The sequence below is a fragment of the Erythrobacter sp. Dej080120_24 genome, assembly GCF_036322605.1.
GTDB lineage: Bacteria > Pseudomonadota > Alphaproteobacteria > Sphingomonadales > Sphingomonadaceae > Erythrobacter > Erythrobacter aurantius.
Map to the genome: position 1 here is coordinate 439,005 of NZ_AP027262.1, position 24,038 is coordinate 463,042.

Here is a 24,038-nt window from a genome sequence, read left to right on the forward strand (position 1 = left end):
CGCTAGCCGAATTTCCGGTTTTGGCGGCAAAACGGCTGAAGCTGCCGTTTCGCAAAGCCTCTTCACCCACCTCCGCTCAGCTCTGGCGTTAGCCTGCGTGCGCCGCTTCCCGCGCAACTTCTTTCCAGCCGATGTCGCGGCGGCAGAATCCGCTTGCGAAGTCGACCCTGTCGAGCCCTTCATAGGCCTTGGCCTGCGCTTGCGTGACGTTTGCGCCGGTCGCCGTGACGTTGAGCACGCGGCCGCCGTTTGCGACCAGCGCGCCGTCCTTGATCGCGGTTCCGGCGTGGAAGACCTTGGCGCCCGTCCCTTGCGCATCGTTGAGGGCAATCGCGCCGCCCTTTTCGGGGGTGCCGGGATAACCCTTCGCCGCCATCACCACCGTCAATGCCGTGTCGGCTGCAAATTCGGGCGCTGCGGGGTCAAGCTCTCCGCGCGCACAGGACAGCATCATTTCCGCCAGATCGCCCTGATACCGCATCATCAGCACCTGGCATTCGGGATCGCCGAAACGGCAGTTGTATTCGATCAGCTTGGGCCCCTCTGCGGTCAGCATCAGCCCGGCATAGAGCACGCCCGAATAGGGCATGCCTTCGGCGCGCATGGTGTCGACCGTGGGGCGGATGATCTCTGCCATCACCCGGTCCTGCAATTCCTGCGTCAGCACCGGGGCAGGGGAATAGGCGCCCATGCCGCCGGTGTTGGGGCCGGTGTCGCCTTCGCCCACCTGCTTGTGATCCTGCGCCGTGCCGAAGGGGATGACAGTTGTGCCGTCGGTGATCGCGAAGAAGCTGGCTTCCTCGCCGTGCAGGAATTCCTCGATCACGACTTCGGCCCCGGCTTCCCCGAACCCGCCGCCGAACATGTCGGCGAGCGCGATTTCCGCCTGTTCGATGCTTTCGGCGATCACCACGCCCTTGCCCGCGGCAAGGCCATCGGCCTTGAGCACGTAAGGCGCGGTGAACTGCGTCAGTGCACGGTCGGCCTCCTCGATCGAGCGGGTGCGGACATAGCCGCCAGTGGGGATATTGGCGCGGGCGCACAGGTCCTTGGTAAAGCCTTTTGACCCTTCGAGCTGGGCTGCGGCCCTGGACGGGCCGAATGCGGGGATGCCCGCTGCGCGCAGCGAATCGGCGAGGCCGTCCACCAGCGGAGCCTCCGGCCCGATCACCACCAGATCAATGCTGTTGCCCTGACAAAAGGCGATCACCGCAGGGTGATCGGTGGCGTCGAGCGCCACCAGTTCCGCCTCTTCGGCAATGCCGGGATTTCCGGGGGCAGCGTAAAGCCGCGTCACGCTGGGCGCTTGCGCGAGCTTCCATGCTAACGCATGTTCACGGCCTCCCGAACCCAGCAACAGGACATTCATGGCGCGCGCTCCCTATCCACCTTCCGATACTGACGGGCTGGTAGCGCGGGTGAGCGAGGGCGACAACGCCCAGCCGCTGTCGATCACCGAGATTTCGAACCTGCTCAAGCGCACGGTGGAGGACCGGTTCGGCCATGTCCGCCTGCGCGGGGAGCTTTCTGGGGTGAAGCGCGCGGCGTCGGGCCACATTTATTGCGCGCTGAAGGATGATGGCGCGGTGATCGACGGGGTGATGTGGCGCGGCAATGCCGGGCGGCTCGCTTTCGTGCCCGAAGACGGGCTGGAAGTGATCGCGACCGGCAAGCTGACGACCTATCCGGGGCGTTCGAAATACCAGATCGTGATCGACAGCCTCGAGATCGCGGGCGAGGGCGCGCTGCTCGCGCTGCTGGAGAAAACGCGTCAGCGGCTGGAGGCGGAGGGGCTGTTTTCCGCGTCGCGCAAACGGCGCTTGCCATATCTGCCGCGCACCATCGGGGTGGTCACTTCACCAACCGGATCGGTTATCCGCGACATTCTTCACCGGCTCGCGGACCGGTTCCCCAGCCATGTGGTGGTGTGGCCGGTGCTGGTGCAGGGGCAGGGCGCGGCGGAGCAGGTTGCCGGGGCAATCCACGGATTTTCGGGCCTTGAGCCGGGCGGTGCAGTAGCGCGGCCCGATGTCGTGATCGTCGCACGCGGCGGCGGCTCGATCGAGGACCTGTGGAGCTTCAATGAGGAAGTGGTGGTCCGCGCCATCGCAGAATGTACCATTCCGGTTATTTCTGCCGTGGGTCACGAAACCGATACAACCCTGGCCGACTACGCCGCAGACCAGCGCGCGCCCACGCCCACGGCGGCGGCGGAGATGGCGGTGCCGGTGCGCGCCGATCTTGTCGCGACGCTGGCCGATTTCGCGAACCGCCAACGCCGCGCGGTGCATCGCCCGGTCGAATTGGGGCGCGAGCGGCTGGAAGCGCGGGTCCGCCGGATGCCGCGCGCCGAAGCCTTGTTGCAACCGCAGGCGCAGCGCCTCGACGATCTGTCCGAACGCTTGCGCCGGGGGCTGACCGATCGTGCGCGGCAGGGGCGGGAGGAACTGGTCGGCGTGTCCTCAAGGCTTTCACCTCGGCTGCTCAGCGGCGCGCTGTCGCAGCGGCGTGAGCGGCTGGAGCGCGTCCGGCTGACGCCGGCTTTGGTGCAGCGGCCGATCGATGCCTCGCGTGAAAAGCTCGCGGCGCTAGCCCGGCTGGCGAGCCAGCTGCACCCGGAAAAGCCGCTCGAACGCGGTTATGCCATCGTGCGCGATGCGCAGGGCAAGGCGCTGACGGCCAAGGCGCAGGCCGCTGCCGAGGCGGCGCTCACGCTGCAATTCCGCGACGGGGAGCTTGGAGTCACCGTCGGTGACACAGCCCCGCCACCCAAGACCCCGCGCAAACCGCGGCCCGCTGCGCCTCCTCCGCGGCAAGACGATTTGTTCGGCTAGCCATCCGTGCTAAGGTCAAGCCCATGTTGATGTCGTCCAGCGATAAAGCCGCCAAGCTCTACTACGGCCCCTCCGCCTTCCGCGTCCTGCGCCCCGGCCAGCATGTCCTGTGCGCCGTGACGGGAGAGGCAATCCCGCTCGAAGAGCTGCGCTATTGGAGCGCCGAGCATCAGGAGGCCTACGCCACCGCCGAAATCGCCACGCGCCGCCTGCTTGGCGAGGTTCAGCCGCTGAACGCAGGCGGGTGACGTGATGACCGGTCGCGCGATCAGGACTGCCCCTCTCGCCCTTGCCGCCATCGGACTGATCGGTCTGCTCGGCTATTGGGGAGCGGGTGCGGCGACCGCGCGCGACCCCGAACCCGCAGCTGACGATACCGCAGCGCCATCCTCCGCCGCGCCGATGCGCCAGCAGACCCGTTTTTCCCACGGCGGCGCCATGACCCAGGGTGGTTTCATCCGGGGCCGCGTGCCCGAAGGCACAGTCGCTGCCGAGCTGGGCGGGCAGACGCTCGATCTGGCACCGGACGGAACCTTTTTCGCCGCCTTCGATCGCGACAGCCCTAGCGAACTCGCGCTCACCGCGACGCTTGAGGGCGGGCGGACCCTTAGCGAAACGCTCAGCGTGTCGCCGCGTGAATGGCAGATTGAACGGGTCAATGTGGTGCGCCGCACGGGCGGCAGCAGCGAGGCATGGTGGGCCAAGCGCGAACCGGAATGGCTCGCGATCAAGGCCGCGCGCGAACGGGAAACCGACGCGGACGGCTGGCGGCAGGACTTCATCTGGCCGGTGGAAGGCAGGATTTCAGGCCGCTTTGGCCGTCAGCGCATCTATGCGGGCGAGCCGGGCAGCTATCATTCGGGGCTCGATATCGCGCCCGGCAATGGCGTGCCCTTTGTCGCGCCCGCCGATGGCATGGTGGTGCTGGCGCGCAACGGGTTCAGCCTCGAAGGCAATCTGATCATCATCGATCACGGGCATGGTCTGAACAGCGCCTTCCTGCACGCCAGCCGGATCGTCGTCGAAGAGGGGCAGGCGGTACGGCAGGGCCAGCATATCGGCGATGTCGGCGCATCGGGCCGGGCCACCGGGCCGCATCTGCACTGGAGCCTCATGTGGAACGATGCGCGGCTCGATCCGCTGTTGTTCGTGGGGCCGATGAACTGAGGTGATCCGGTACCGGCGCTTGTTCGCGGCGCTTGCCGTCGCCGCGCTTTGTGCGCCCGGCACATGGCTCCGCACCGAAGTCCCGCGCGAAGTGCCAAGAGACATCGTCATGGCCCGCATTGCCGGAGCCGCACAAACCCCATTGCCTGATTGGCGGGTTGAGGGCGTGTGGCAATATTCGACCGGGCCGAGCCGGAAGTTCGGAGGCTATTCCGGGCTCTTCACGCTGGGTGACAAGAACCTGCGCGCCTTTTCCGATCGCGGCTATCGCTTCACCTTTCCCACCCCCGACACGCCCGATCAGGATCCGGCAGCCCGCGTGATCTCGCTTCAGGCGCTGGCCGAAGAACCGTTGAACTGGCTGCTGTGGGATATCGAGTCCGCCACCCGCGATCCGGCGACGGGGGATTACTGGCTCGGCTATGAATACACCCATGCCATCCATCGTTTCACAATCGCCAGCGTGCCCGATGGCGTCAGGATGCTGGGAGAGGAAGGCGAATGGAGCAAGAACAGTGGGCTGGAAGCCATGCTGCGCTTGTCTGACGGGCGCTTTATCGCCATTCCCGAAGGGCGTTCCTACGCGATGATCTGGGCGGGCGATCCGATCGAAGGGGGCCAGGCGCGCCGCATTCCCTTTGAAAACCCGGCCGAAAGCTACGCCGTAACCGACATGGCGCAATTGCCTGATGGCCGCGTGCTGCTGCTGATGCGCAATCTTGTCTGGGGTTTGCCGCCCTTTGCCGGATTGCTGGCGATCGCGGACCCGCCCCAGCCCGGCTCGACCGAAGCCTGGGTGCCGCGTGTCGTGCTGCGGTTTGACGGTGTGCTGCCGCCTGAAAATTACGAAGGGCTGGCGGTGCGCGAACAGGATGACGGCACGATCGCCGTCTGGATCATTTCGGACGACAATGTCTCGGTGTTCCAGCGCACCTTGGTGGCTAAGCTGGTGTTCGATCCGGGCAAACAGTCAGACTGAAACGCAAAAAAGGCGTGAGCGGATACCGCCACGCCTTCATCGCATTGATTTCGCCGAATGGCGGATCAGGCTGCGGCGACAGCCTTCTTCAGCTCGCGCTTCACCTTCAGCGCGTTGGCCGAAAGCTTGTCGTCGCTGGTCTTGAGCAGCCAGTTGTCGAGCCCGCCATTGTGCTCGACCGAACGCAGACCGTGCGTCGAAACGCGGAACTTGAAGCTGCGCTCCAGCTTCTCGCTCATCAGCGTGACGTTCTGCAGGTTGGGCAGGAACACGCGCTTGGTCTTGTTGTTGGCGTGGCTCACATTGTGGCCAACCTGGCGGCCCTTGCCGGTGAGTTCGCAAATCCGCGACATGATATCTCTCGTCTTGTTAACAGTGACGGGCGCTCCGCTGGTCCAGCGGCCCACATGCGAGGGTGTCCCGGAAAGCGCGCCGCATAGCGGGGCTGCAGCGAATCGTCAATTGATTCGTGCCTTCACCCGCCCTAGCGGTGACGCAGCATGACCAGACTGCCGATCCCCGCCCCGATGCAGGCCGCGCTCGACGCCGCAGCCAAGGCCGCCGCAGCGGGCGAAGTGCCTGTCGGTGCGGTGGTGGTCAAGGGCGGCGAAGTGATCGCGATTGCCGCCAATGCGACCCGCAACCCGCCCGACCCCACAGGCCATGCCGAAATGCGCGCGATCCGGCAGGCAGCAGCGGCAATGGGGGATGATCGGCTCACTGATTGCGATCTCTACGTCACGCTGGAGCCTTGCGCGATGTGCGCAGGCGCGATCAGCCACGCTCGCATCGCTCGCCTGTATTACGCCGCCAGCGATCCCAAGGGCGGGGCGGTGGAGCATGGCGCCCGTGTGTTCGAACAGGCGCAATGCCTGCACGCGCCCGAAGTCTATTCGGGCATGGGCGAAAGCGAGGCGGCGGAATTGCTGCGCGGGTTCTTCAGGGAGCGGCGGTAACGCCTATTCGCTCAGCCAGGCGACGGCCTCTTCCTGATCCTCCAGTTCGAAGCCCCTGATTTCGCCCGAGAAGAAATTGGAGGTGAATTCGGCATAGGTGCGGATCCATTTCGGGCCGCCAACAATGGCGTAACGCTCCATCTTGCGGGCGATTTCCAGCTTCCCGTTCAGCACATCGCCGCTCAGCAGCCGGTCAAGATCAAACCCGTGCCAGTTGCGGATGACCAGCAGCAGCCGCGTGCACCCATCAAGATCGAACTTGGCACGCACCATCGCGACGCCTTTCTCCGATTCCTCGCGGTCGAGCCTGCCGGACAGCTCGTAGGCGGCGATTTTCGGGTTGCCCACGTCGATTTCATGAAACGCGCCGGTGTGCGGATTTTCAACCTGCTCCAGCACCCATGCGCGCGCGGTTTCGGCTTCGTCATCGTCATAGACCTGATAGCTGATGCCGGGCAGCAGCGCGCTTTCGAGCCGGGCCGAGGTCCTGACCCATTCCTCGTCCGAGACGATGGCTATCCGGTCGAGGCCGTAAACCCATTTGAGCAGCAGCGGGAAATGCACCATTTCCTCGGCCACCGCCGACCATGAAAACCCGGCCATCGCGGTAAGGTCGATCAGCAGATTGCCGCCGCCGCCTTTCGCCTGATGATCCTTGACGAAACCCGCCAGCGCCTGTGCATCCGCCTGCCGGAATTCGGCCATCACGGTGATGCGTTGGGCGTGGGGTGCGATCTGTTCGAATTCTATCATGGCGGCAAATTACCATGCACCTTGCAGCGCCGCCATTGATCGAGGTCAAATTTGCCTCAGAGGCCTCGCCAGATCTTCGCGCTCGCATTGTCGCGTGCGCCATAGCGGCGATCGTCGCAGCGGGTCGGGCGGAAACGGGGGCCGTAGCAAAGGCGCAATTCCTCCAGCCAGCTGCGCTCGTTGAGCTGCACGCCGATCTGGGCCGCGCTCCAGCCCGGATTGGCATCGGCGAAGGCCTGACGGATGCGACCTGCGGTAAGGCCTTCCTCGCGGCTGATCCGGTCGTAATCGGGGATGCGCAAGGATTCCCACAGCACGCGGGTGACGGCGAAATAGGTTTCGGGCCGCTTCGTCATGCAGCTGCCGTGCTTGGCCCATTGCCGCGCGATCAGACGAGTGCTGGGCATCATGCACAGGTTCTCGCGCGCGATCCGGGGGGTGACGGGGGCGGTGGAGGGCACCACTGCGGCCAGCTGCGCGCACCTTGCGGCCACAAACCGTGCACGACGAGGCCGAAGCTGCCGTTATCGCCCGAACATTGCACCGCATGGCTGCGTGATCCTTCGCGTGTGCGGCAGAACTCGGGGCTCCAGCTCAGCGCCATGGTGTAGCTGGTGGTCGGCACGCTGCGCGGGCGGCTGTCGGGCGAGATTTGCGGGACGGTGGAGACATTGGGCGCACGGCACTGGTAAGCCTGCGCGTGGGCAAGCGAGGGCAGGGCCAGCGCGACCAGAGCCAGAACGCTAGGCAAAGGTTTCAGGGGTGACCTCCCTCGATCTGTCAAACCAGCGGCCGGAAGCCGGGACATAAAGCATGACCAGCGCCAGCACGGTGGCAAGGAAAGGCACCAGCAGCAAGGGATTGTTTTCAATGCTGAACAGGACGAGCTCGGGGCTCCACGAATAGGGGATCAGCTTGTAAATGCCGAAAAGCGTCACGATCCAGCGCGCCACCCGGCTGCCGAGGCCGAATATCCAGACGATCGGAATCAAGGCGATGGTGAATTCGGCGGAGCTAGCGACAATCACGAGATCGCCGGTCCATTCGATCTGTGGGAACCGCTCGGAATAGAGAAACCACGCCGAAAGCGGGTTCAGCAGGTGATCGAGCAGGCGCCACATGGCGGCGAAGAGGAAGGCGAGGGCAAACAGCTTGATCGACCACGGCCTCGGCCCTTTGCCCCATTTCATACCAGCGCGAAGTCCAGTCCTACGTCTGCCGCAGGCGCGCTTTGGGTGAGGCGGCCGACGCTGCAATAATCCACCCCGCTTGCCGCCTTGGCCGCGATGGTATCGAGGTTGATGCCTCCGCTCGCCTCGGTCGCGGTGCGCCCGGCGACCAGCGCGACGGCCTCTTTCAGCGTTTCGGGTGACATGTTGTCGAGCAGCAGGTGGTGTGCGCCGGCGGCAATCGCGGGTTCGATCTGGTCGAGCCGGTCAACCTCGCAGATGATCGGCTTCACCCCGGCATCGCGCGCGCGGCGCACCGCTTCGCCGACGCTTCCGGCGACAGCGACGTGATTGTCCTTGATCATCGCCGCGTCCCACAATCCCATCCGGTGGTTCTGCGCGCCGCCCATCCGGGTCGCGTATTTTTCCAGATGGCGCAGCCCCGGCAAGGTCTTGCGCGTGTCGAGCAGGGTGCAACTGTCCGATCCCAGCCGCATCGCCGTGACATACTCGCGCGTCATGGTGGCAATGCCGGAAAGGTGCTGGACGATGTTCAATGCGCTGCGCTCCGCTGTCAGCAGCGCGCGGGCCTTGCCCTCGATCCGCATCAGATCGGTGCCCGCCACCACAGCGTCGCCATCGCTGACAAGACATTCGATCGTGCAATAGGGATCGAGATGGCGGAAGAATGCCTCGGCCAACGGCAGCCCGGCGACGACAATCGCGTCGCGGCTGTCCATCACGCCGGAAAAGCGCGCATCGGCGGGGATCACGCTTTCCGAAGTGACGTCCCTGCCCCCGCCCGGAAGCCCATCACCGAGGTCTTCGGCAAGGGTTTCGCGAAGGAACTTATCGAGGTCGAAGCCGGGGAGGGTGAAGGTCATTAGCTACCCATAAACGGACCCGCAGGGTCCGCAAGCCTGGAGCCGGAGCCAAAGGCGCAGGCGGCCAACGGCCACCTGCACGGGCGCCCGCAGGTGCCCGTAGCAAAGCGGAGGAATTGCACCGAGGAGTTCGCCCGGATGGGCGAACACAAGAATCAATGCACGAACCGTGCGACCACGTCCCGATACGATCTGCTCACCTTCACCTCGGCGCCGGAATCCAGCACCAGGAAGCATTCGCCATTGGTGTGCGGTTTCACCTGACGTACCTGATCAAGGTTGACGATGGTGGAGCGGTGGACACGCTGGAACTTGCGCGGGTCAAGCCGCCGTTCGAGGTCCTTCATCGTCTCGCGCAGGATCAGCGAATTGTCGCCGGTGTAGATGCACATGTAATCGCCCGCCGCTTCGATATGTTCGATGCTGTCGACTTCCACGCGGAAGATCTGGCCACGGTCCTTCACATTGATCAGCTTTTCGAAGCGGTCGGCGCTTTCGCTCGCATCGCCGCCGAAATCGGCGACGCGATCAGGCGCGACTTCGGCCAGCACGTCGAGCAATTGTTCGGCATCCTCGGCGCTTTTCTTCTCGGCAAGGCGTTGGCGCACGCGTTCGATCGTGTCCGCCAGCTTGTCCTCGTCCACCGGCTTCATCAGGTAGTTGACGGCGTTGGCTTCGAAGGCGCGGATCGCGTGTTCCTCGAATGCGGTTACGAACACGAACAGCGGCGGCTCGATCTCCATCACACCCTTGACCACGGAAAAGCCGTCGAAGCCGGGCATCTGGATGTCGAGAAAGACGAGATCGGGCTTTTCCGTCTTGATCTTGCGGATCGCCTCGCGGCCGTTGGAGCAGGTGTCGATCACTTCGACATCGTCAAACGCCTCAAGCCGCAATTGCAGGCCCTGAATGGCGAGTTTCTCGTCATCGACGAGGATTGTCCGGATGGTCATGGGATATTTCCGATAGCACGTTGGGGGTTGAGGTTGATCACATTGCCCGTGGACGCGTCAGAAGGGGGTGACGCATCGGGTTCTGTGAGCGGGGATTTTGACAGGGACTGTTCCGGCGCGGTTGCGCCTGCGGGTTCTTCGCCGGTCTCATAGGGGATTTCGATCAGGACGGTGAAGCCGCCGCCCGGCTGCGAGCGGGTTTCGAACAGGTGATCATCGCCATAGCCCTGCATCAGCCGGTTGCGGATATTGGCCAACCCGACCCCGGTGGAAACCGGGCGCCCGATGACGCCATCGCGCTCTTCAAGCATCGACAATTGCACCGGCCCGTCGATCCCCGGTCCGGTGTCCTCCACCGAAATGCGCAAACGCTGTCCCACGACCCGAGCTGTCAACGAAATGCGCGCGCCTTCTTCCTGCGGGCTGACGGCGTATTTGATCGCGTTTTCCACCAGCGGTTGCAGCAGCATCGAAGGGAGGCGCGCCTTGAGCGCTGCGTCGTCGATCTCGAAATGGGTGCGCAGCCGTTCTTCGAACCGCATCCGCTCGATATCGAGATAGAGCTGCAGCGTCTCGATCTCCTGCTCAAGCGTCACCTGGCTGCCCGGCTCGGTAATCAGCGTGTGTCGCAGGAAGCCGGACAGCCGCGTCAGCATCGCGTTGGCCGGACCGGTCTGCTTGAGCAGCACCAGCGTGCTGATCGAATTCAGCGTGTTGAACAGGAAATGCGGATTGAGCTGATACCGCAGCATCGCCAATTGGGCCGCAGTCGCCTGCGCTTCCAATCGTTCGAGCCGGTCTGCCTGCCGCTCCACCGTCAGGAAGAAGTTGATCGCGTAATACAGCGCGCTCCACCCGCCCAGCAGCGTCAGCGGAATATAGGTGATCCCGACGAAACGCTGGACGAAGCTGGTTTCGCGGGTGCCGCCGTAATACAGGCCTTGCACCCACGCCTCTATGCCCGCGTGAACGGTGACAGCCAGGAACAGCACGATCACCGTTCCGCCCCATGTCACCACCGGGCTGCGCTGGATCAGCTGGCGATAGATCACCGACAGGATCAGGCTGATCGAAAATCCGGTGATGGTGGTGATCAGGATCAGGATCAGCTGGTTGTAAGGCAGGCCGTTGGCGACGGTGTTCAGCACGCGCAGCAGGAAAGACCCGCCCCAGCCCGCCAGTTGCAGGTTCCAGAAGGCGCGGTTCTTGCTCGCGAAAAAAGGAGCCGGTTCGATGCGCATTACCGCCATATTGATGTCATTTAGCGCAGTTTTGCAATTTTTGCAGGTTCAAACGCGTTTCGCATGGCGGAACGAACGCAAGCGGCGAACCGTCCGTCGCAGGCAGCGCGGGTTTGTGTTCCAGCCTAAAGGCCCTTTTGCGGGTCGATTTCCCGGCGGAAATGGGTCCGCCAGTCAGCCGCGCCTTCGCTTTCGATCAGCGCGTGGATCGTGGGGATTTCCTCGGCGATGAATTCGGCGCGTTCGTCCCACCCGTCGTGCGAGCGATTGCGCAGCAGGCCGCCATCATGGCGCGGCCCCCATTGCTCCATGAAGCGTTGGGCAAAAACCGGGTCATAGCCCGCATTGGCCATGATCCACGGCATCAGCCGGTCGGCCTCGCGCTCGGTCTTGCGGACATTGCGCCGCCCGCGCCCGTTGCGATCAAGCCATGCGCTGTGCCCCAGCAGATTGTGCGCCAGTTCATGCGCGACAACGCCCGCGAACACTTCTTCGGGATAGGAGAATCCGGGAAAATCGATCCCGATCACCACCCGGTTGCCATCGGCGACGGCGCGACTGCCTTCGCCCATCAGTTCAAAGCGGGTGGCGCAGACATCGACCGATCCGACCTTGACGCTCTCACCATTGGCGAAGGTCACTTCGATCCCGCCGTGTTCGGCCAGCATCGCATCGACATGATCATGCGCCTTGGTCAGCCTTTGCCAATACAGCCTCTCGCCTGCTTCCCACTGGTTTGGGTCCATGCGGGCAAGCCGGGTGACTTCCCGATTGCCGGGGAATTCCCCGCTCAGGCCCGCAGGTGAGCCGCGCGCCGCCGTCTGCACCGCAAAATCGCCCTCCATGCCGAGCGCCGCGCGTGCCACTTCGGGCGCGCCATAGCTGGCGAGGTCCTGCAATTGCAGGCCGATTGAGGGGATCACACGGTCACAGAAGGCGGCATTGCCGCGCACCAGTTTCCAGCCCACGTCCTGCAACCGCTGGTCGAACGCCTGAAACCGCTCGATCGCCGCGCGCTCGCTGGGAAGGTCCACCCGATCCCAGTTGATGTCGGACGCAAGCGCGGCCGCAGCCGCGGGCAGGCCCAGACAGGCACAAGCGATGGCGGCAAAAACGCGCATCAGTCCACCGGTTTGTCGAGCGCTTCCTTCAGCCTTTCATACCCTACCGCACCCGCAAGCGGGGTCTGCCGGGCGATGAAGGCGGGGGTGCCGGAAAAGCCGAGCGACTGGGCAAAGGTGAGGTTGCGCACCAGTTCCACTGATACCGCCTCGCTCGCCGCGTCGGTGCGGGCGCGTTCCATGTCGAGCCCCGAAGCCTTGGCAGCGGCTTCGACTGCGGCAGGGTTGGTGGGGCCGAGTTCGAACATCTTTTCGTGGAATTCGCGATACTTGCCCTGCATTCCGGCTGCCAGCGCCATGCGCGCCGCGCCTTCGCTGCCTTCGAAGATGGGCCATTCGCGCATCACGACTTTCAGATCGGGGTCTTCTTCGACCAGCCGCTGCACATCAGCAAGGCTCGCTTCGCAATAGGGGCAATTGTAGTCGGTGAATTCGACCAGCACTTTCGACCCTTCGGGATTGCCGAGCACCGCGCCGGGGAAGGGCGCATAAAGCTCGTCACCCAGCGCCGACAGCCGCTCGCGCGCCTGCTCTGCCGCCAGCGCTTCGGCGACTTCCTGCAGGATCGAGGGATTGTCGAGCAGATAGGCCCGCGTGCGATTGTCGGCGAGCCCGGCATAGGACCACGTCGCCGCGCCGAGAAATCCGAACACAAGCGCCAGCAGCGCGATCAGCAAGGTGTTGCGAAAGCTTGTTTCCATGATGGCAGGCCCTAGCGGCTGTCGCGGATGCGTTCCAGTTCGGCGCGGGCCTGAAGCGCAATATCCTGTGCGCGAATCCAGTCCGGCGAACCCAGCGGCAAGCCAGCCTCTGCGGCCTGGGCGTTGCGCAATGCTTCGGGGAAGCGGCGGCTCATCACCTGTTGTTCGGCGCTGGCCAGCCGTGCGCGGGGAATGTCGCCGCGCTCCGCATAGACAACGCCCAACTGATACCATGCGAAGGGATTGAGCCTGTCACGCGCCACCGCCGCGCGCAGCACGCGCTCCGCTTCGGCGTAATTGTCGGTATTCTCCGTCGCGATCAGCGCGTGGCCGAACATGCCTGCGATCAGCGGCTGGTTGCGGGTGAGATCGGTCGCCTTGCGCAGCGGCTTGAGCGCCTCTTCCGGGCGGCCCGATTCCAGCAGGATCTGGCCTTCCAGTTCGAGGAAATACGGGTTCACCGGGTTGATCGCCAGCAACGCCTCGGTTTCCGCCAGTGCTTTTTCGACCTGCGCGTCCTTGTGATAGGCATAGGCGCGGGCATAGCGGGCCGGGATGCTGGTGTTGCTTTCGGGATATTGCTGGAAGGTGCGCTGCGGTTCGGCGAGATAGCCGTAAAGCTTGGCCTGAACCGCTTCGAACCGTGCCTGCAATTCGGGATCGTCCGGCGTTTCCCACGCAGCGTCTTCGGCCAGCAGATTGCGCAAAGTCTGGATGCGATCACCCGACAGCGGGTGGGTGCGGCCATAGGCGGCTTCGTCGGCCTGGCTGTAGCCGCGGCGGATTTCGAAATTGCGCAGCTTTTCGAAGAAGGAGATCATCCCCCGGCCCGAAATCCCGGCGCCCGAAAGATAGCGCGCACCGGCAAGGTCGGTCGCGGCTTCCTGATTGCGATTGAAGGCAAGAAAGCTGCCGAGCGCGGCCTGTTGTCCGGCCATCAGCGCGCCGAATGCGGCATCGCCCGCACCTGCGAGCGCCGCGCCGACCCCCAGCAGCAGCGAAAGGATCGTGATCCCCTGCGCCTGACGGGTGCGCTCTTCGAAGCGGACGACGTGTCCGGCGGTGATGTGTCCCAGCTCGTGCGCGATCACGCCCTGCACTTCATTGGCGGTGTCGGCGGCATTGAGCAGTCCGGCATGGACATAGACGACCTGCCCCCCGGCGACGAAGGCGTTGATCGAGGGATCGTTGATCAGCACGATCTCGACGCTTTCGGGCTCCAGCTCGGACGCCTCGATCAGCGGATAGGCCATGTCGCGCAGCAGCTCTTCCGTCTCCGCATCGCGCAGGATCGATTGTGCCGCGGCGGGCTGAATGGCAAGAGCGCTCGCCGCAAACAGGGCAAGCGTGAAGGCGAAAAGGGAGCGAAGGGGGCGCATGTAGCGGGGATGCTAACGCGTTCGGGCCTGAACGGGAACTGAAGTTTCCCCAGCCTCGCTTTGCCCAGCCTCGCCTTGCCGCGTGGAAACCGCATGGGCGAAACCGGCCACCAGTCCGACGATATCCCTGCGCGAACGCCACGGCTCTGCCAGCGAAATCAGCGGATCATTGTGCTCCATCTCGGGAATAACCACGCTCAGTGCATGGCCCCCGGCCTGCTTCAACCGTTCAGTCAGGACATGGGTATTGCGTGGGCGCACCAGCGTGTCGTCCGCGCCGTGGATCAGCAGCATCTTCGGGGCATCGGGGCGAACATGTTCCACCGGCTGGCTGATCGCGGGGTCTTCGAGATGGCCGAAGCTGGCGATGGTCGATTCGCTGTCGAGCGGGAGGAAATCATAGGGCCCAGCCAGACCGATCACCCCGGTCACCACCTGGGGCGAAAGACCGCGCTGCGCCAGCCATTGTTCCTCCAGCGTCGTCATCACTACGTTGTAGGCCCCGGCGGAATGGCCCGCGACGACGATCCGATCCGGGTCGCCGCCATAAGCCGCGATTTCGGCATGGGTCCATGCAATAGCGTTGGCCGTGTCTTCCAGCATGGCCGGGTAGATGCCGTCCTCGCCCAGACGATATCCAACCAGCACCACAATGAACCCTTCCGGCACAAATGCGCGGGCGATAAATCCATAATCGACCGGGTTTCCACTTCTCCAGCTTCCGCCATGCGTGAATAACAGCACCGGGAGCGGCGCTTCGGCCGGGTCGGGTCGTGCCGGTCCCCAAACTATCAACTGCTGCTGCGGATGGCTGCCAGTAGGAATCCGTGCTTTCATCTCCGCATCGCGCGGGCCGCCCGAAATACGATCGACAGCGCTCAGCACCGCAGGCCCGTTGCGCGCGATCGCCATCTGCAGCCCGACCCCGGCTACCAGCACCACGAGCGCGATCCCGCCCAGTATCCACCAGATCATCCGCACTCTCCTCATTCTCCCCAGCCCCTATTCGCCACGGCTCGCGGTCCGTACGAGGCTCTTCACCCCGCCTTCGAGATCGAGCCCGGCGCTGCGCAGGAACCGCTTGGCCTCCGCATAGTCGCTGCCCGACCAGTAGGGAACGCCCAGCCGCTCAAAGGTGTCCAGCGCATGCAATTCTTCGTTGTTGAGTGGTGCGCCGGTTACCGCACGGATGAAGACTGCGGCAATTCGCCCCGGAAACTCGCGCGCGATCCGGCCGAATGCCGTCAGATCCTTTTGCGTGTCATCCCCGATCAACGCGAATTGCAAATGCGGAAACGTCTCGAAAATACGCTGGATCGCCTCTTCCTTGTGCGATCCGTGCCCTTCCGACCCCAGCGTCTCGCGGTTGAAGCCCCAGTCGCGCAGCATCACCGGCCCGAGCGGCAGGCCGCGCTCGCGCTTGAAGGTGACGAGATAGGAAAACAGGTTCCACGGGCTGGATGAAACATAGAACACGGGCCGCACGCGGGCCTCCGGCGTGGCGGGATCGATGGGCAAGGCCAGATCGGTGTTACCCGCTGGCGCGCCCCCCAAGGCCGCAAGCAAGGATGATGCCCCCGGCACCGGGACCCGGTCGCTAGGCATTTGCGCCATCACGCGTTTCCAGTTGCGGACAAGCGAACGAACGCCCCCGGTCACCCCGGTTTCGAGGATAGTGTCGTCGATGTCCGAGATGATGCCCACCCGCGTCTGGCTGCCCGGTGTCAGGATCCAGACATCGGTTTCGAACGATGCGTTGTCATCGCTGTCCCGCCATCGCAGCACGGCCTTCTCCCAACGGGTCCGCTCCGCCGTCGGGTTGCCGGGGGAAAGCGGCAGGTCGAAGCTGACATAGCCTTCCGGCCCTGTCGTGGCCGATTGCCGCAGCACCCGTCCGCCGGGCAGGGCATATTCCAGATCGACCACCAGACCGGGCACTTCCTGCGACAGGTAGATGCCCGCCATCGTCCTGAAATCGCGCCAGAAACTGCGTTTCACGAACACCGGCTCGCGCGATCGCATGGCGCGTGCGTTGACCAGCAATCGCTCGGTGTTGCGAAAACCGAAGAAGGGTTGGACGCGCAAGGGCTTGCGCCGGGAGAACGGGCCGACAGGCATGGAGCCTGCGCCTAGCTTTCCCAGCGCGCGAGGCCAAGCGATTCACACTGTAGCGACGCGGTTTCAGCGTCGCGCCGGCGGCTGTCAGCCGACCAGTTTCTTGCCCGCGCGTTCGATCAGCGACACGTCATCGGCAATTTCGCCGATCAGCGCGACCCGGCCTGCATCATCGCGGCGGATCATCACGAGCGAGAATTCCGGCCCTTCGCCTTCGAGCGATTCCAGCATGATTTCCTCAAGCTGGCGCAGCTTCTTGGCGAGTTGGGCGCGAATATCGCCTTCGGCTTCGACTTCCTTGCCGCTTTCTTCGCGGCGCAGGCGGCGTTCGGCGTTGACCACGCCCTTCAACCCTCCATCTGCCTTGGCGAGATAATCCGCCAGCGAGCCGCGTTCCAGTTCCAGCCGGTGCGCATGGGCGAGCACGGCAGCATATTCGGTCAGGCGCGTCTTGTCGTAGTCCTGCCCGAAAACAAGCTTCACAATCGGCGTCATCGGCGCGCGATCCTGGATCGTGAGGCCGCTGTCTTCGATCAGTTCGGCATAGGCATCGGGTTCATCCGCTGCGGCGAGCGAGAAATCATAGGCCCGGCCGACTGCGGCATAAAGCGCGTGACGGCTGCGATCTTCCGAAGCGCGCGCGGTCTGCGCGAGTTCGCGCGCCGAAGCGAGACAATCGTAGAGCCCGGCATCGGTCGAAAGTGCCTCGGCCAGTTCGAACACGTCTTCACCATCGCCATCAGCGCGATCATCGGCTTCATCGCCGAAATCGGCGTGGATGGCCGGCTCGACCGTTGCGGGTTCGGGCGCCACAGGCTCCGGCGATACCGGCGCGGCTGGCGCCGGTTCTTCCACCCGGTAATCTTCGGGGTCGAAATGTTCGGCATCGAGATCGATGGCCTTCTTGGCCGGGGCTTCGATGTAATCGGCCAGCGAGGCAAAGCTGTAGGATGCGCCGTCGTCGTCCTCATCCTCGATCTCCTCGCCGAATTCATCGACTTCGGGATCGTCGAGCGCATACTGGCCGAAATCGGGCAGCGGCAGATCATCTTCGTCTTCGTCCTCACCGTCGAAAGAGGGTTCGCGCATGGAGGAGATGTTGTCCGACAGCGGGTTGGTTTGCGGCACATCCACGGCGGTGGCTTCGTGCGCGGGCGAATCCGCCCATTCGGTCAAAGGATCGGCGTGGTGGCGGTGCGGCTGGTCTTCCGCTTCGGTTTCGACCTCTTCCACGCCATCGGTGGCCAGAGCCTGGTCGATTTCGAGCAGCAATTCGTCAGCCGCGGCGGGATCGGCCATCTCTTTCCAGTTGATCACCCCGTAGATGAAGTCGATGGTTTCGCCATCGCTGGAAAACGGCAGCAGAATGCCGCGATACAGGATCGAGGCGCCTTGCTGGTTCACGAATTCGGCTTCGAACCCGATCGGCGCCTGATTGGCGAGGATCTGCATGTAGTGATCGGTGATGCGGCTCAGGAGCGAGCGCGGCGGAACGTCAGACAGCCGGGCGATATGCCCGGTGCCGCCGCATTCGGCTGCGAGCTTGGTGCCAAGGAATTGCACAACCGGATCTTCGATCCCGGCGGTGAAGTCGAGCAGCACGCTGTTCGGGCCGAAATCGTCGAGATTGTGCGGCTCCAGCTCCTCGATCGAGGGGAAGTTGGCATCGCCCAGCAGCCCGGCCCAATGGTTGTAGGCGCGCACCTGCATCCGGCGCTCGTCCTGGCCGATTGCCTCGGGCGGCAGTTCGCGCACCCTTTCCTCTTCGGGCGGCGTGGTGACGTCATCCCAGTCCTGACTGTCGTCAGCCGGAATGCCGGTGTCGAAAGTGCCCCGCAGAGTGTCCATTATCGGCCTGTGCCCCTTGATTGACGCATGTTCGCCTGCGGTTCTGGCGCGACGTGGTAAACATTGCGTTAAGTTGCGCCGGAAAGTTGTCGGAAACCTCGAGCTGAGGCCCGGCGCAAGGGGCAGTTGGCGCTAGAGGAAATAGCGCATCTTGATGGTCACGCGCTGCGATGCCGTGCCGACGGTGAAGACCGCGTCATCCCATTCAGGTGGTGCCATGCGCACAGGGGCATCGCGCGAAAAGCCGAACCCCTCGCGCGGGGCCATGCCGAGGACCCGGTTGGCCTTCCCGTCCTCGTTTTCGTCATGCAGCAGTGCGATGGCGTATTCGCCCGGCCGCACATTGTTGAACCGGATCGTGACCGTTTCGCCTGCGGGCACGACAGTGCGGTAGGAATTGGGATCCTTGGCGCAGCGCGGAAACACGCTTTCGACCGTGGTCATGCAGGCGCGCACCACCCCTTCGCTGTTGCGCAGGTCCGTCACCGTGATGGTGACTGTTCCGGCCGCAGCCGGAGCGGCGAGCCCCGCCGAGCCTGCACCAAGCGCGAGCAGGACGAACCGCATCATGCGTTTGCCCCCGCCTTCTCGAAGCGTCGGGAAAAGCCGCGATCGGTTCCGCACAGGTGATCCCAGAAACGGAAATACAGGCCGAAATTGCATCGATATTCCTCGTGATGCCGTTCGTGATGGCTTGCGGTTATCACCCAATGTCCCAACGCAGAATGAACGAAGCGGCGCGGAAATATCTCCCACCCCATGTGATTGGTAACCCCCATGACCGTCGCGATTGCCAGCACCACGCCCAGCGCGCCGATGTGGATCGGGACAATGAAAACCATCACCGGGATGACAATCGCCCCGATCAGCGATTCCACCGGGTGAAAGCTCATCGCCGTCCAGGTGGTGGGGGGCTTGCTGTGATGGTGGACCGCATGGGCGATGCGGAACAGGCGCGGCCAGTGCATTGCGCGGTGAGTCCAGTAGAACCAGCTGTCCTGCGCGAATAGATAGACGAAGATCGACACCGGAACGTACCAAAGCGGCCATTCGGCGGCATCGACATACATCTGTGTCCAGCCGTGATGGCGCCAGCCCCAGAAGATAAGGCCCGTGGGCGCGCCGTAAAACACCGCAGCGACCAGCGACCAGCGAATTTCTTCCCTGATCTGTTTTCCCTGCCCCGCATACAGGCCCGGGCGGAGCCGCTGCGTCATCCATGCGAACAGCCCGCTGGAGGCAAAATACCGGATGATCACCATCACAGTCATCGCGCTGCCGGTGACCAGAAAGGCAAGCCAGAGCGGAAGATCGGGGCTGAACATCAGCGTCTTATGTCGCACCCGCCCGTGCATGGGAAGCGCGGATGGCCCGCAGCTTCGCTGCCGGGCTGGTCAATCGCCCGCAATACCGGCGCAATGAGGATCGATCAGCGCGGTGTGTCGCCGCATCGCGATTCGCGCCAGATGCTCCACCTGCACCTTGCGCCTTGCCGCTGCGAGCGGATCGAGCGGGGCGTGGCGCAGGATTTCCCCGTCATAGCCATCCGCCACGATCACCCCGCAGGCATCCGGGCGGAATGCCTCCCCATCCAATGGCGCACGATCAAGATCGGGTGGAACTCCCCAGAAAAACCGGTCGCAATAGTCGAGGTAATCAGGCCACTTCGCATCGCCCAGGAGATCGCCGCGCGCGACCTTTATCTCGACGATCACCACCAGCCCTTTGGCATCGACACCCATCAGATCGGCGCGGCGGCCGTTTTTCAGCGGGACTTCGGCCAGGCACCAGATATCGTTGCGGGCAAACAGCCGCGCGATGCCCCGCGCCACATCCGCAGCAGTGGCGCCAGCGGCGTGCGAATCAAGCGCGGCAGATTGTGTGATCGACATCGCCCATGATTGGAACATAGGGCGAACAAGGTCAAGCCGATGCGAGACCGGATCAGGCGGGGTAGGGTCGGACCGCCGAAAGAACCGCGTCACGCGCATGATGGAATTCACACCACAGTGCCAGCGCGGGGGCGGTCGCATCCTGTCCGCGCTGCACCAGCGTGGTCAGCGCCGCCATGCCCGGCTGCATCATCGCGTCAATGTCATCGATCCCCTGCGCAGCCAATTCGCGCTGCCAGCCCGTTGCGTGGTCCAGCATTTCGGAAAACGCATCGGTCGCGGGCAAATGCCGGTCCGGCGAAAGATGCGCCATTTGCGCGAGCCGGTTTGCGGTCTCGTGCAGCGCATCCCAGCGCCGCGACATGGTGCTGACCGGATCATCCGATCCGCCTGCGATCTTGCGCATTTCGCGCATCGCTTCGGGTGACATCGCTGACATGTGAGGAGCCTAGGCCTGATGCCCTTGCCGATTGGTTAAACACTACACCTCTGATGTCCGGCCAAATTCGACTGGCCAAATTCGACTGGCGTGCGCCGATCAGGCTTGCTAAGCGCGCCTCCCGGCGGCAATCATCCCCGCCACTGCAAGCACCCGTAGCTCAGCTGGATAGAGCGCTGCCCTCCGAAGGCAGAGGTCACAGGTTCGAATCCTGTCGGGTGCGCCAATTTTTCAAAGACTTAGATCGTCCTCCCAGCGCCGGTACGGAAAAAGTACGGAAAATTGGGGTTGGCCGCTGTTTGCTGAGCTGTGGTTGCGCCACCAAATTCAGCCGGTGCGGCGTCCAAATCATCGGACGATCCGCGGGTGCGGATAATCGGGGTCACTCACCCGTGGGCATCAGCTTCCCATGGTCCGGCGAGTATCGATATTCTGTAATCGACCGGTCTCGAATGCGCTCAACAGCTTCGTTGATGACGTCTAGCGGTATGACGAACCATTCACGCGGTTTGACCATATGGCCGAACCTATCGGGGATCATCAAATCGAGCTGCGCGCCGGCGAAGACTTTGTGCAGAAGGCTTTCGAGCTTCTGGCAGTTCACACCGTAGACCTTGTAGGTGGCGACGACGTCGACTCCTGCGAGAAGGTATGTGGCGCTCTTTTCAGCTCCTGAAATTCGGGACTCGACCGATCCGCTGGTGACGCCGATCTTGTGGACCACCTCGCGGTGCTCGGCTACGAATGGATGACCGGACTTGCTGCGCAGCACATAGATTGTTCCCGTCTTGGCCTCGGCGTCCTCCGGCAGATCGGCAAACAAGGGACCAGGTGACGGATCGGTAATCCTGCGTCCGGCATCATCATCGTGAAGCTGGCGTTGGAGCGAGCGCATCAGCATCCCGCTTTCCGTGCCGTTGTCGAAGATCACCCTTAGCCGTGCGTCGGTGCGCCCCTGCGCGTTGGTGAAGATGTCATCCATCTCGGCCACATAGGTGATCAGCCCGCCGACAATGAAAAATGCGCCTGGCCGGATTTCCGCTTTCAGCTCGAACGGGCGCGTTACGCGCGTGCCGGAGGCCAGCTCCTGCTTCACCTGCTCGAAGAGCGGTTTGAACTTCTCGAAATCGTGGCACTTGTCGCGCCGGGCGATTTCCTCGGCTGCACGCTTTTCCTCGGCAGAGCGGACGTGACGCAATTGCGTGATGTCGCCCTCGCCGCCCAATTCCGCGAGTTCCGATGCCAGCTCGTCTAGATCAGGTTCTGCCACGTCCACCGGCGAAACATCAGGCTCGGCAAGAAGGCCATGACGATCCATGTCCGATAACAGCGCACGACAGTCTTCCTGAGCGCGCAGTTGGTCCAAGCGGACGGCATAGAGCCGCTCGAAAATGTCACGGTCCTCGCCATGCTGCGGCACTCGGCCATGTTCGTCGTAGAAGCGGATGATGTCCTCGAAACCGGCAATGATCCGCTCTTCGCGAGCCGTGTAGGTCGTCTGCTTCTTCTTGGCAGGGGCGAAGTCGGCCAGTTCGTCAGCCAGATCGTCCAGATTCAGATCACTCATAGCGGCCCTCTTCGCGGAACCGCATAAAGGCTGCAGCGCCTTCCGCAAGTCGCTGCTCGAATGGATCGGACGAGGTGATCGAGGGGATGCGTCCCCGCTCCTTCTTGAACTTGACGGCGGCCACGGCGAGATCCTTGGCCTCTTCCGGCGAGATCTTTGTGCGTTTGGCGGCGATCGCAGCCTGCACCTGCTTCAGGGTGCTTTCGCTCATCGATTTCGCCAACACGGCGTAGGCAGCCTGCCAGGGGTTGATGCTGTCGATCAGGTCAACGTCAAGCTCGCGGACGTCCATTGCATATTGCCGCACACCGTCCAGCAAGGCGGTGTTCGATCGAAGCTCTCCCTCACCTGCTTCGGCCGCATCCATGGCCAACGATTTTGCCTTCTGGGTCAAGTTCAAGGCGGCTATCGCGTGCTGCCGCACCGCTTCCTGATCCTCGGCGGTCAGATCAGGGTATCGATCGCGAACGATCGCACCCATGGCAACCTGCGTCAGTTCCTGCGCGGGGGTTTCCTCGTCGAACATCCCTCGTTCAGCGACGGACTTCTTCTGAACGAAAGCGGCGATGACTTCGTTGAGGTCTTCCTGACAGATCCGGTTTGCCTCCGGTGACTTCGGCGTGACGAGGCCGGCGATCTCGAAGTGAAACTGTCCACGCTCTTCGTTCACGCCGACGTTCGTCTTGCCTTCCTGGTAGCCTTCCGGCCCGTAGTCGAAATCGGGCAATGGGCCGGCGTTCTTCGGGCTGAAGGTGAAGCGCGGGGCCAATACCTGCTCCATCAACAGGCTGGCGGCGATCGCCTTGAGGGTATCGTTAATCGCATCTGCCACAGCGGCCTCGGAGGCGTCTGGCTCCGCAATGAGGTTGGTGAAGGTCGCAGTCGTTTTGCCTGGCGCATCACGGGTGGCACGGCCGATGATCTGGATGATCTCGGTCAGGCTGGAGCGATACCCCACCGTCAGAGCGTGCTCGCACCAAATCCAATCGAAGCCTTCCTTCGCCATGCCGAGCGCGATGATGATGTCCACATGGTCGCGGTCGTTCTTGTGCGCCGGGTCCTTCAGCGCTGCAAGCACCTTTGCCCTGCGTGCTGGCACGCTGTCGTCCACCAGGTCGGCGATCTTCAGCACGCGGCCATCGGGCGCTGCCACCAACTCAAACCCGGTCACGGGATCGGCACCTTGCCACTTGCCGAGATGGTGCAGGATCTCGTTGACCTCGCCGACCTTGTCCTTGGTCGCCTCGCGCGCGTTGACCGAGGGGATGTGCACGATCGTCTTCAGCGCCGGGTCGAGGCAGTGCTCGATCGCCTCAAGATACCGGCCAGTGTAGAAGAAATAGCCGATTTTGAGCGCCTTGAGGTGCTCGTAGCCGTTGAGCTGCTCGTAATAGGTGTAGGTGACCGGCTCGAACTTCGCTTCGTCCTCAGGGGTCAGCACAGGCACGGCATCGCCGCGGAAATAGCTGCCGGTCATGGCAACGATGTGCACCTTGTCACGGCCGATGAACTCAGTGAGCTGGTTGCCGAGCCTGTTGTCCTCGCCAGCCGAGACGTGGTGGAACTCGTCAACGGCGATCAGCCGATCGTCGAACGCCTCGACGCCAAAACGGTCCACGGCAAAGCGAAAGGTGGCATGAGTGCAGACCAGCACCTGATCCTCGCTTTCGAGGAACTGGCCGACCGCCTTGATCTTGGACGGATCAGCCTTCTCGTCATCCGCGCCGGGCGTGTTGCACAGGTTCCACTTCGGCTTCACCGTCCAGTCTGCCCAGAAGCCGAATTGCGATAGTGGCTCGTCGCCGAAGCTCCCGCCGATCGACTTCTCCGGCACCACAATAATCGCCTGGCGCAATCCCTGATTTTGCAGTTTGTCGAGCGCAATGAACATGAGCGCACGGCTCTTGCCCGAGGCCGGCGGCGACTTGATCAGTAGGTATTGCTCCCCGCGCTTGTTGTAGGCGCGTTCCTGCATGGGCCGCATGCCAAGTTCGTTCGACTTGGTCGAGGCGCCGCTGCGGGCGGTCTGGAAGGATACAG

At 63.5% G+C, this 24,038-nt stretch carries 26 protein-coding genes and 1 tRNA gene; 6 read left to right on the top strand and 21 right to left on the bottom strand.

Translation table 11 applies throughout. The annotated features are described in order from the left end of the window. Nucleotides 1–88: 88 nt before the first annotated feature. Entirely contained in the window at nucleotides 89–1,369 is a 1,281-nt protein-coding gene (gene purD / locus AABA34_RS02235; protein WP_338303693.1) for a phosphoribosylamine--glycine ligase, read from the bottom strand. Here purD and xseA point away from each other — a divergent pair. The 4 genes from xseA to AABA34_RS02255 are packed head-to-tail and all read left to right on the top strand — an operon-like array spanning nucleotide 1,368 to nucleotide 4,980. Then, a complete protein-coding gene (gene xseA, locus AABA34_RS02240) occupies nucleotides 1,368–2,834 on the top strand; it encodes an exodeoxyribonuclease VII large subunit (protein WP_338303694.1) in 1,467 nt (488 codons plus the stop codon). The two genes, purD and xseA, sit on opposite strands and share 2 nt — an antisense overlap. 23 nt (nucleotides 2,835–2,857) lie before the next feature. Next, nucleotides 2,858–3,082 (top strand): DUF2093 domain-containing protein, encoded by a 225-nt coding sequence (locus tag AABA34_RS02245; protein WP_252259484.1) that lies wholly within the window; start codon nucleotides 2,858–2,860, stop codon nucleotides 3,080–3,082. A gap of 4 nt (nucleotides 3,083–3,086) precedes the next feature. After that, nucleotides 3,087–4,001 carry a M23 family metallopeptidase gene (locus AABA34_RS02250; RefSeq protein WP_338304778.1) on the top strand — a complete coding sequence of 305 codons (915 nt, stop codon included), beginning with the start codon at nucleotides 3,087–3,089 and terminating at the stop codon, nucleotides 3,999–4,001. Nucleotides 4,002–4,020: 19 nt separating this feature from the next. Then, nucleotides 4,021–4,980 carry an esterase-like activity of phytase family protein gene (locus AABA34_RS02255; protein ID WP_338303695.1) on the top strand — a complete coding sequence of 320 codons (960 nt, stop codon included), beginning with the start codon at nucleotides 4,021–4,023 and terminating at the stop codon, nucleotides 4,978–4,980. A gap of 65 nt (nucleotides 4,981–5,045) precedes the next feature. Here AABA34_RS02255 and rpmB read toward each other — a convergent pair whose 3' ends face one another. Beyond that, entirely contained in the window at nucleotides 5,046–5,333 is a 288-nt protein-coding gene (gene rpmB / locus AABA34_RS02260; protein ID WP_034956421.1) for a 50S ribosomal protein L28, read from the bottom strand. Between the two features lie 147 nt (nucleotides 5,334–5,480). On the opposite strand from rpmB, the gene AABA34_RS02265 reads away from it, so the two are divergent. Beyond that, on the top strand, nucleotides 5,481–5,936 hold the full coding sequence (locus AABA34_RS02265) for a nucleoside deaminase (protein ID WP_338303696.1): 456 nt from the start codon (nucleotides 5,481–5,483) through the stop codon (nucleotides 5,934–5,936). A gap of 3 nt (nucleotides 5,937–5,939) precedes the next feature. Here AABA34_RS02265 and AABA34_RS02270 read toward each other — a convergent pair whose 3' ends face one another. From AABA34_RS02270 to AABA34_RS02350, 17 genes are all read right to left on the bottom strand, one after another. Next, the gene (locus tag AABA34_RS02270) at nucleotides 5,940–6,689 is read right to left on the bottom strand and encodes a SpoIIAA family protein (RefSeq protein ID WP_338303697.1); all 750 of its coding nucleotides are present in this window, start codon (nucleotides 6,687–6,689) and stop codon (nucleotides 5,940–5,942) included. Between the two features lie 56 nt (nucleotides 6,690–6,745). Next, entirely contained in the window at nucleotides 6,746–7,099 is a 354-nt protein-coding gene (locus AABA34_RS02275) for a hypothetical protein (RefSeq protein WP_338303699.1), read from the bottom strand. Further along, entirely contained in the window at nucleotides 7,096–7,440 is a 345-nt protein-coding gene (locus AABA34_RS02280; RefSeq protein ID WP_338303700.1) for a hypothetical protein, read from the bottom strand. Before AABA34_RS02280 ends, AABA34_RS02275 begins: the two co-directional genes overlap by 4 nt. After that, a complete protein-coding gene (locus AABA34_RS02285; protein ID WP_338303702.1) occupies nucleotides 7,433–7,879 on the bottom strand; it encodes a hypothetical protein in 447 nt (148 codons plus the stop codon). The genes AABA34_RS02280 and AABA34_RS02285 overlap by 8 nt, the downstream gene beginning before the upstream one ends. Continuing rightward, complete coding sequence (gene nadC, locus AABA34_RS02290; protein WP_338303703.1) at nucleotides 7,876–8,742, bottom strand: carboxylating nicotinate-nucleotide diphosphorylase; 867 nt, start codon at nucleotides 8,740–8,742, stop codon at nucleotides 7,876–7,878. The genes AABA34_RS02285 and nadC overlap by 4 nt, the downstream gene beginning before the upstream one ends. A gap of 155 nt (nucleotides 8,743–8,897) precedes the next feature. Beyond that, nucleotides 8,898–9,695 (bottom strand): LytR/AlgR family response regulator transcription factor, encoded by a 798-nt coding sequence (locus AABA34_RS02295; protein ID WP_252259491.1) that lies wholly within the window; start codon nucleotides 9,693–9,695, stop codon nucleotides 8,898–8,900. After that, the gene (locus AABA34_RS02300; RefSeq protein ID WP_338303704.1) at nucleotides 9,692–10,945 is read right to left on the bottom strand and encodes a sensor histidine kinase; all 1,254 of its coding nucleotides are present in this window, start codon (nucleotides 10,943–10,945) and stop codon (nucleotides 9,692–9,694) included. The genes AABA34_RS02295 and AABA34_RS02300 overlap by 4 nt, the downstream gene beginning before the upstream one ends. A gap of 116 nt (nucleotides 10,946–11,061) precedes the next feature. Continuing rightward, complete coding sequence (locus AABA34_RS02305) at nucleotides 11,062–12,057, bottom strand: hypothetical protein (protein ID WP_338303705.1); 996 nt, start codon at nucleotides 12,055–12,057, stop codon at nucleotides 11,062–11,064. Further along, nucleotides 12,057–12,758: a DsbA family protein gene (locus AABA34_RS02310; RefSeq protein WP_338303706.1), complete on the bottom strand. Its 702-nt coding sequence runs from the start codon at nucleotides 12,756–12,758 to the stop codon at nucleotides 12,057–12,059. Before AABA34_RS02310 ends, AABA34_RS02305 begins: the two co-directional genes overlap by 1 nt. Nucleotides 12,759–12,769: 11 nt before the next feature. Then, nucleotides 12,770–14,137, bottom strand: coding sequence for a M48 family metalloprotease (locus AABA34_RS02315; protein ID WP_338303707.1), 1,368 nt, complete (start codon nucleotides 14,135–14,137; stop codon nucleotides 12,770–12,772). A gap of 12 nt (nucleotides 14,138–14,149) precedes the next feature. Continuing rightward, on the bottom strand, nucleotides 14,150–15,112 hold the full coding sequence (locus AABA34_RS02320; RefSeq protein WP_338303709.1) for an alpha/beta hydrolase: 963 nt from the start codon (nucleotides 15,110–15,112) through the stop codon (nucleotides 14,150–14,152). A gap of 27 nt (nucleotides 15,113–15,139) precedes the next feature. Beyond that, entirely contained in the window at nucleotides 15,140–16,255 is a 1,116-nt protein-coding gene (locus AABA34_RS02325) for a phosphatase domain-containing protein (protein ID WP_338303710.1), read from the bottom strand. Nucleotides 16,256–16,339: 84 nt separating this feature from the next. Continuing rightward, entirely contained in the window at nucleotides 16,340–18,100 is a 1,761-nt protein-coding gene (locus tag AABA34_RS02330) for a PAS domain-containing protein (protein ID WP_338303711.1), read from the bottom strand. 132 nt (nucleotides 18,101–18,232) lie between these two features. Continuing rightward, nucleotides 18,233–18,670 carry a DUF2141 domain-containing protein gene (locus AABA34_RS02335; RefSeq protein ID WP_338303712.1) on the bottom strand — a complete coding sequence of 146 codons (438 nt, stop codon included), beginning with the start codon at nucleotides 18,668–18,670 and terminating at the stop codon, nucleotides 18,233–18,235. Beyond that, nucleotides 18,667–19,425 (bottom strand): sterol desaturase family protein, encoded by a 759-nt coding sequence (locus AABA34_RS02340; protein WP_338303713.1) that lies wholly within the window; start codon nucleotides 19,423–19,425, stop codon nucleotides 18,667–18,669. The genes AABA34_RS02335 and AABA34_RS02340 overlap by 4 nt, the downstream gene beginning before the upstream one ends. Before the next feature lie 69 nt (nucleotides 19,426–19,494). After that, nucleotides 19,495–19,992, bottom strand: a complete 498-nt coding sequence (locus tag AABA34_RS02345; protein WP_338303714.1) for an MmcB family DNA repair protein — start codon at nucleotides 19,990–19,992, stop codon at nucleotides 19,495–19,497. Nucleotides 19,993–20,044: 52 nt separating this feature from the next. Then, nucleotides 20,045–20,431: a hypothetical protein gene (locus AABA34_RS02350; protein ID WP_338303715.1), complete on the bottom strand. Its 387-nt coding sequence runs from the start codon at nucleotides 20,429–20,431 to the stop codon at nucleotides 20,045–20,047. A 149-nt stretch (nucleotides 20,432–20,580) separates the two neighbouring features. On the opposite strand from AABA34_RS02350, the gene AABA34_RS02355 reads away from it, so the two are divergent. After that, nucleotides 20,581–20,657, top strand: a tRNA-Arg gene (locus tag AABA34_RS02355). Nucleotides 20,658–20,813: 156 nt separating this feature from the next. Here the strand turns inward: AABA34_RS02355 and AABA34_RS02360 are convergent. Continuing rightward, complete coding sequence (locus AABA34_RS02360) at nucleotides 20,814–21,998, bottom strand: GIY-YIG nuclease family protein (protein ID WP_338303716.1); 1,185 nt, start codon at nucleotides 21,996–21,998, stop codon at nucleotides 20,814–20,816. Next, the gene (locus AABA34_RS02365) at nucleotides 21,991–23,973 is read right to left on the bottom strand and encodes a DEAD/DEAH box helicase (RefSeq protein WP_445083750.1); all 1,983 of its coding nucleotides are present in this window, start codon (nucleotides 23,971–23,973) and stop codon (nucleotides 21,991–21,993) included. Before AABA34_RS02365 ends, AABA34_RS02360 begins: the two co-directional genes overlap by 8 nt. Nucleotides 23,974–24,038 lie beyond the last annotated feature (65 nt).

Excerpts from the sequence above, each read along its gene's own strand:
- AABA34_RS02265 (WP_338303696.1), top strand. The coding sequence starts at position 5,481 with ATGACCAGACTGCCGATCCCCGCCCCGATGCAGGCCGCGCTCGACGCC.
- nadC (WP_338303703.1), bottom strand. The coding sequence starts at position 8,742 with ATGACCTTCACCCTCCCCGGCTTCGACCTCGATAAGTTCCTTCGCGAA.
- AABA34_RS02315 (WP_338303707.1), bottom strand. The coding sequence starts at position 14,137 with ATGCGCCCCCTTCGCTCCCTTTTCGCCTTCACGCTTGCCCTGTTTGCG.
- AABA34_RS02330 (WP_338303711.1), bottom strand. The coding sequence starts at position 18,100 with ATGGACACTCTGCGGGGCACTTTCGACACCGGCATTCCGGCTGACGAC.
- rpmB (WP_034956421.1), bottom strand. The coding sequence starts at position 5,333 with ATGTCGCGGATTTGCGAACTCACCGGCAAGGGCCGCCAGGTTGGCCAC.
- AABA34_RS02300 (WP_338303704.1), bottom strand. The coding sequence starts at position 10,945 with ATGGCGGTAATGCGCATCGAACCGGCTCCTTTTTTCGCGAGCAAGAAC.
- AABA34_RS02275 (WP_338303699.1), bottom strand. The coding sequence starts at position 7,099 with ATGATGCCCAGCACTCGTCTGATCGCGCGGCAATGGGCCAAGCACGGC.
- AABA34_RS02270 (WP_338303697.1), bottom strand. The coding sequence starts at position 6,689 with ATGATAGAATTCGAACAGATCGCACCCCACGCCCAACGCATCACCGTG.
- AABA34_RS02310 (WP_338303706.1), bottom strand. The coding sequence starts at position 12,758 with ATGGAAACAAGCTTTCGCAACACCTTGCTGATCGCGCTGCTGGCGCTT.
- AABA34_RS02320 (WP_338303709.1), bottom strand. The coding sequence starts at position 15,112 with ATGATCTGGTGGATACTGGGCGGGATCGCGCTCGTGGTGCTGGTAGCC.
- AABA34_RS02285 (WP_338303702.1), bottom strand. The coding sequence starts at position 7,879 with ATGAAATGGGGCAAAGGGCCGAGGCCGTGGTCGATCAAGCTGTTTGCC.
- AABA34_RS02340 (WP_338303713.1), bottom strand. The coding sequence starts at position 19,425 with ATGTTCAGCCCCGATCTTCCGCTCTGGCTTGCCTTTCTGGTCACCGGC.
- AABA34_RS02250 (WP_338304778.1), top strand. The coding sequence starts at position 3,087 with ATGACCGGTCGCGCGATCAGGACTGCCCCTCTCGCCCTTGCCGCCATC.
- AABA34_RS02360 (WP_338303716.1), bottom strand. The coding sequence starts at position 21,998 with ATGAGTGATCTGAATCTGGACGATCTGGCTGACGAACTGGCCGACTTC.
- AABA34_RS02335 (WP_338303712.1), bottom strand. The coding sequence starts at position 18,670 with ATGATGCGGTTCGTCCTGCTCGCGCTTGGTGCAGGCTCGGCGGGGCTC.
- AABA34_RS02245 (WP_252259484.1), top strand. The coding sequence starts at position 2,858 with ATGTTGATGTCGTCCAGCGATAAAGCCGCCAAGCTCTACTACGGCCCC.
- purD (WP_338303693.1), bottom strand. The coding sequence starts at position 1,369 with ATGAATGTCCTGTTGCTGGGTTCGGGAGGCCGTGAACATGCGTTAGCA.
- AABA34_RS02305 (WP_338303705.1), bottom strand. The coding sequence starts at position 12,057 with ATGCGCGTTTTTGCCGCCATCGCTTGTGCCTGTCTGGGCCTGCCCGCG.
- AABA34_RS02345 (WP_338303714.1), bottom strand. The coding sequence starts at position 19,992 with ATGTCGATCACACAATCTGCCGCGCTTGATTCGCACGCCGCTGGCGCC.
- xseA (WP_338303694.1), top strand. The coding sequence starts at position 1,368 with ATGGCGCGCGCTCCCTATCCACCTTCCGATACTGACGGGCTGGTAGCG.
- AABA34_RS02350 (WP_338303715.1), bottom strand. The coding sequence starts at position 20,431 with ATGTCAGCGATGTCACCCGAAGCGATGCGCGAAATGCGCAAGATCGCA.
- AABA34_RS02365 (WP_445083750.1), bottom strand. The coding sequence starts at position 23,973 with ATGCAGGAACGCGCCTACAACAAGCGCGGGGAGCAATACCTACTGATC.
- AABA34_RS02295 (WP_252259491.1), bottom strand. The coding sequence starts at position 9,695 with ATGACCATCCGGACAATCCTCGTCGATGACGAGAAACTCGCCATTCAG.
- AABA34_RS02325 (WP_338303710.1), bottom strand. The coding sequence starts at position 16,255 with ATGCCTGTCGGCCCGTTCTCCCGGCGCAAGCCCTTGCGCGTCCAACCC.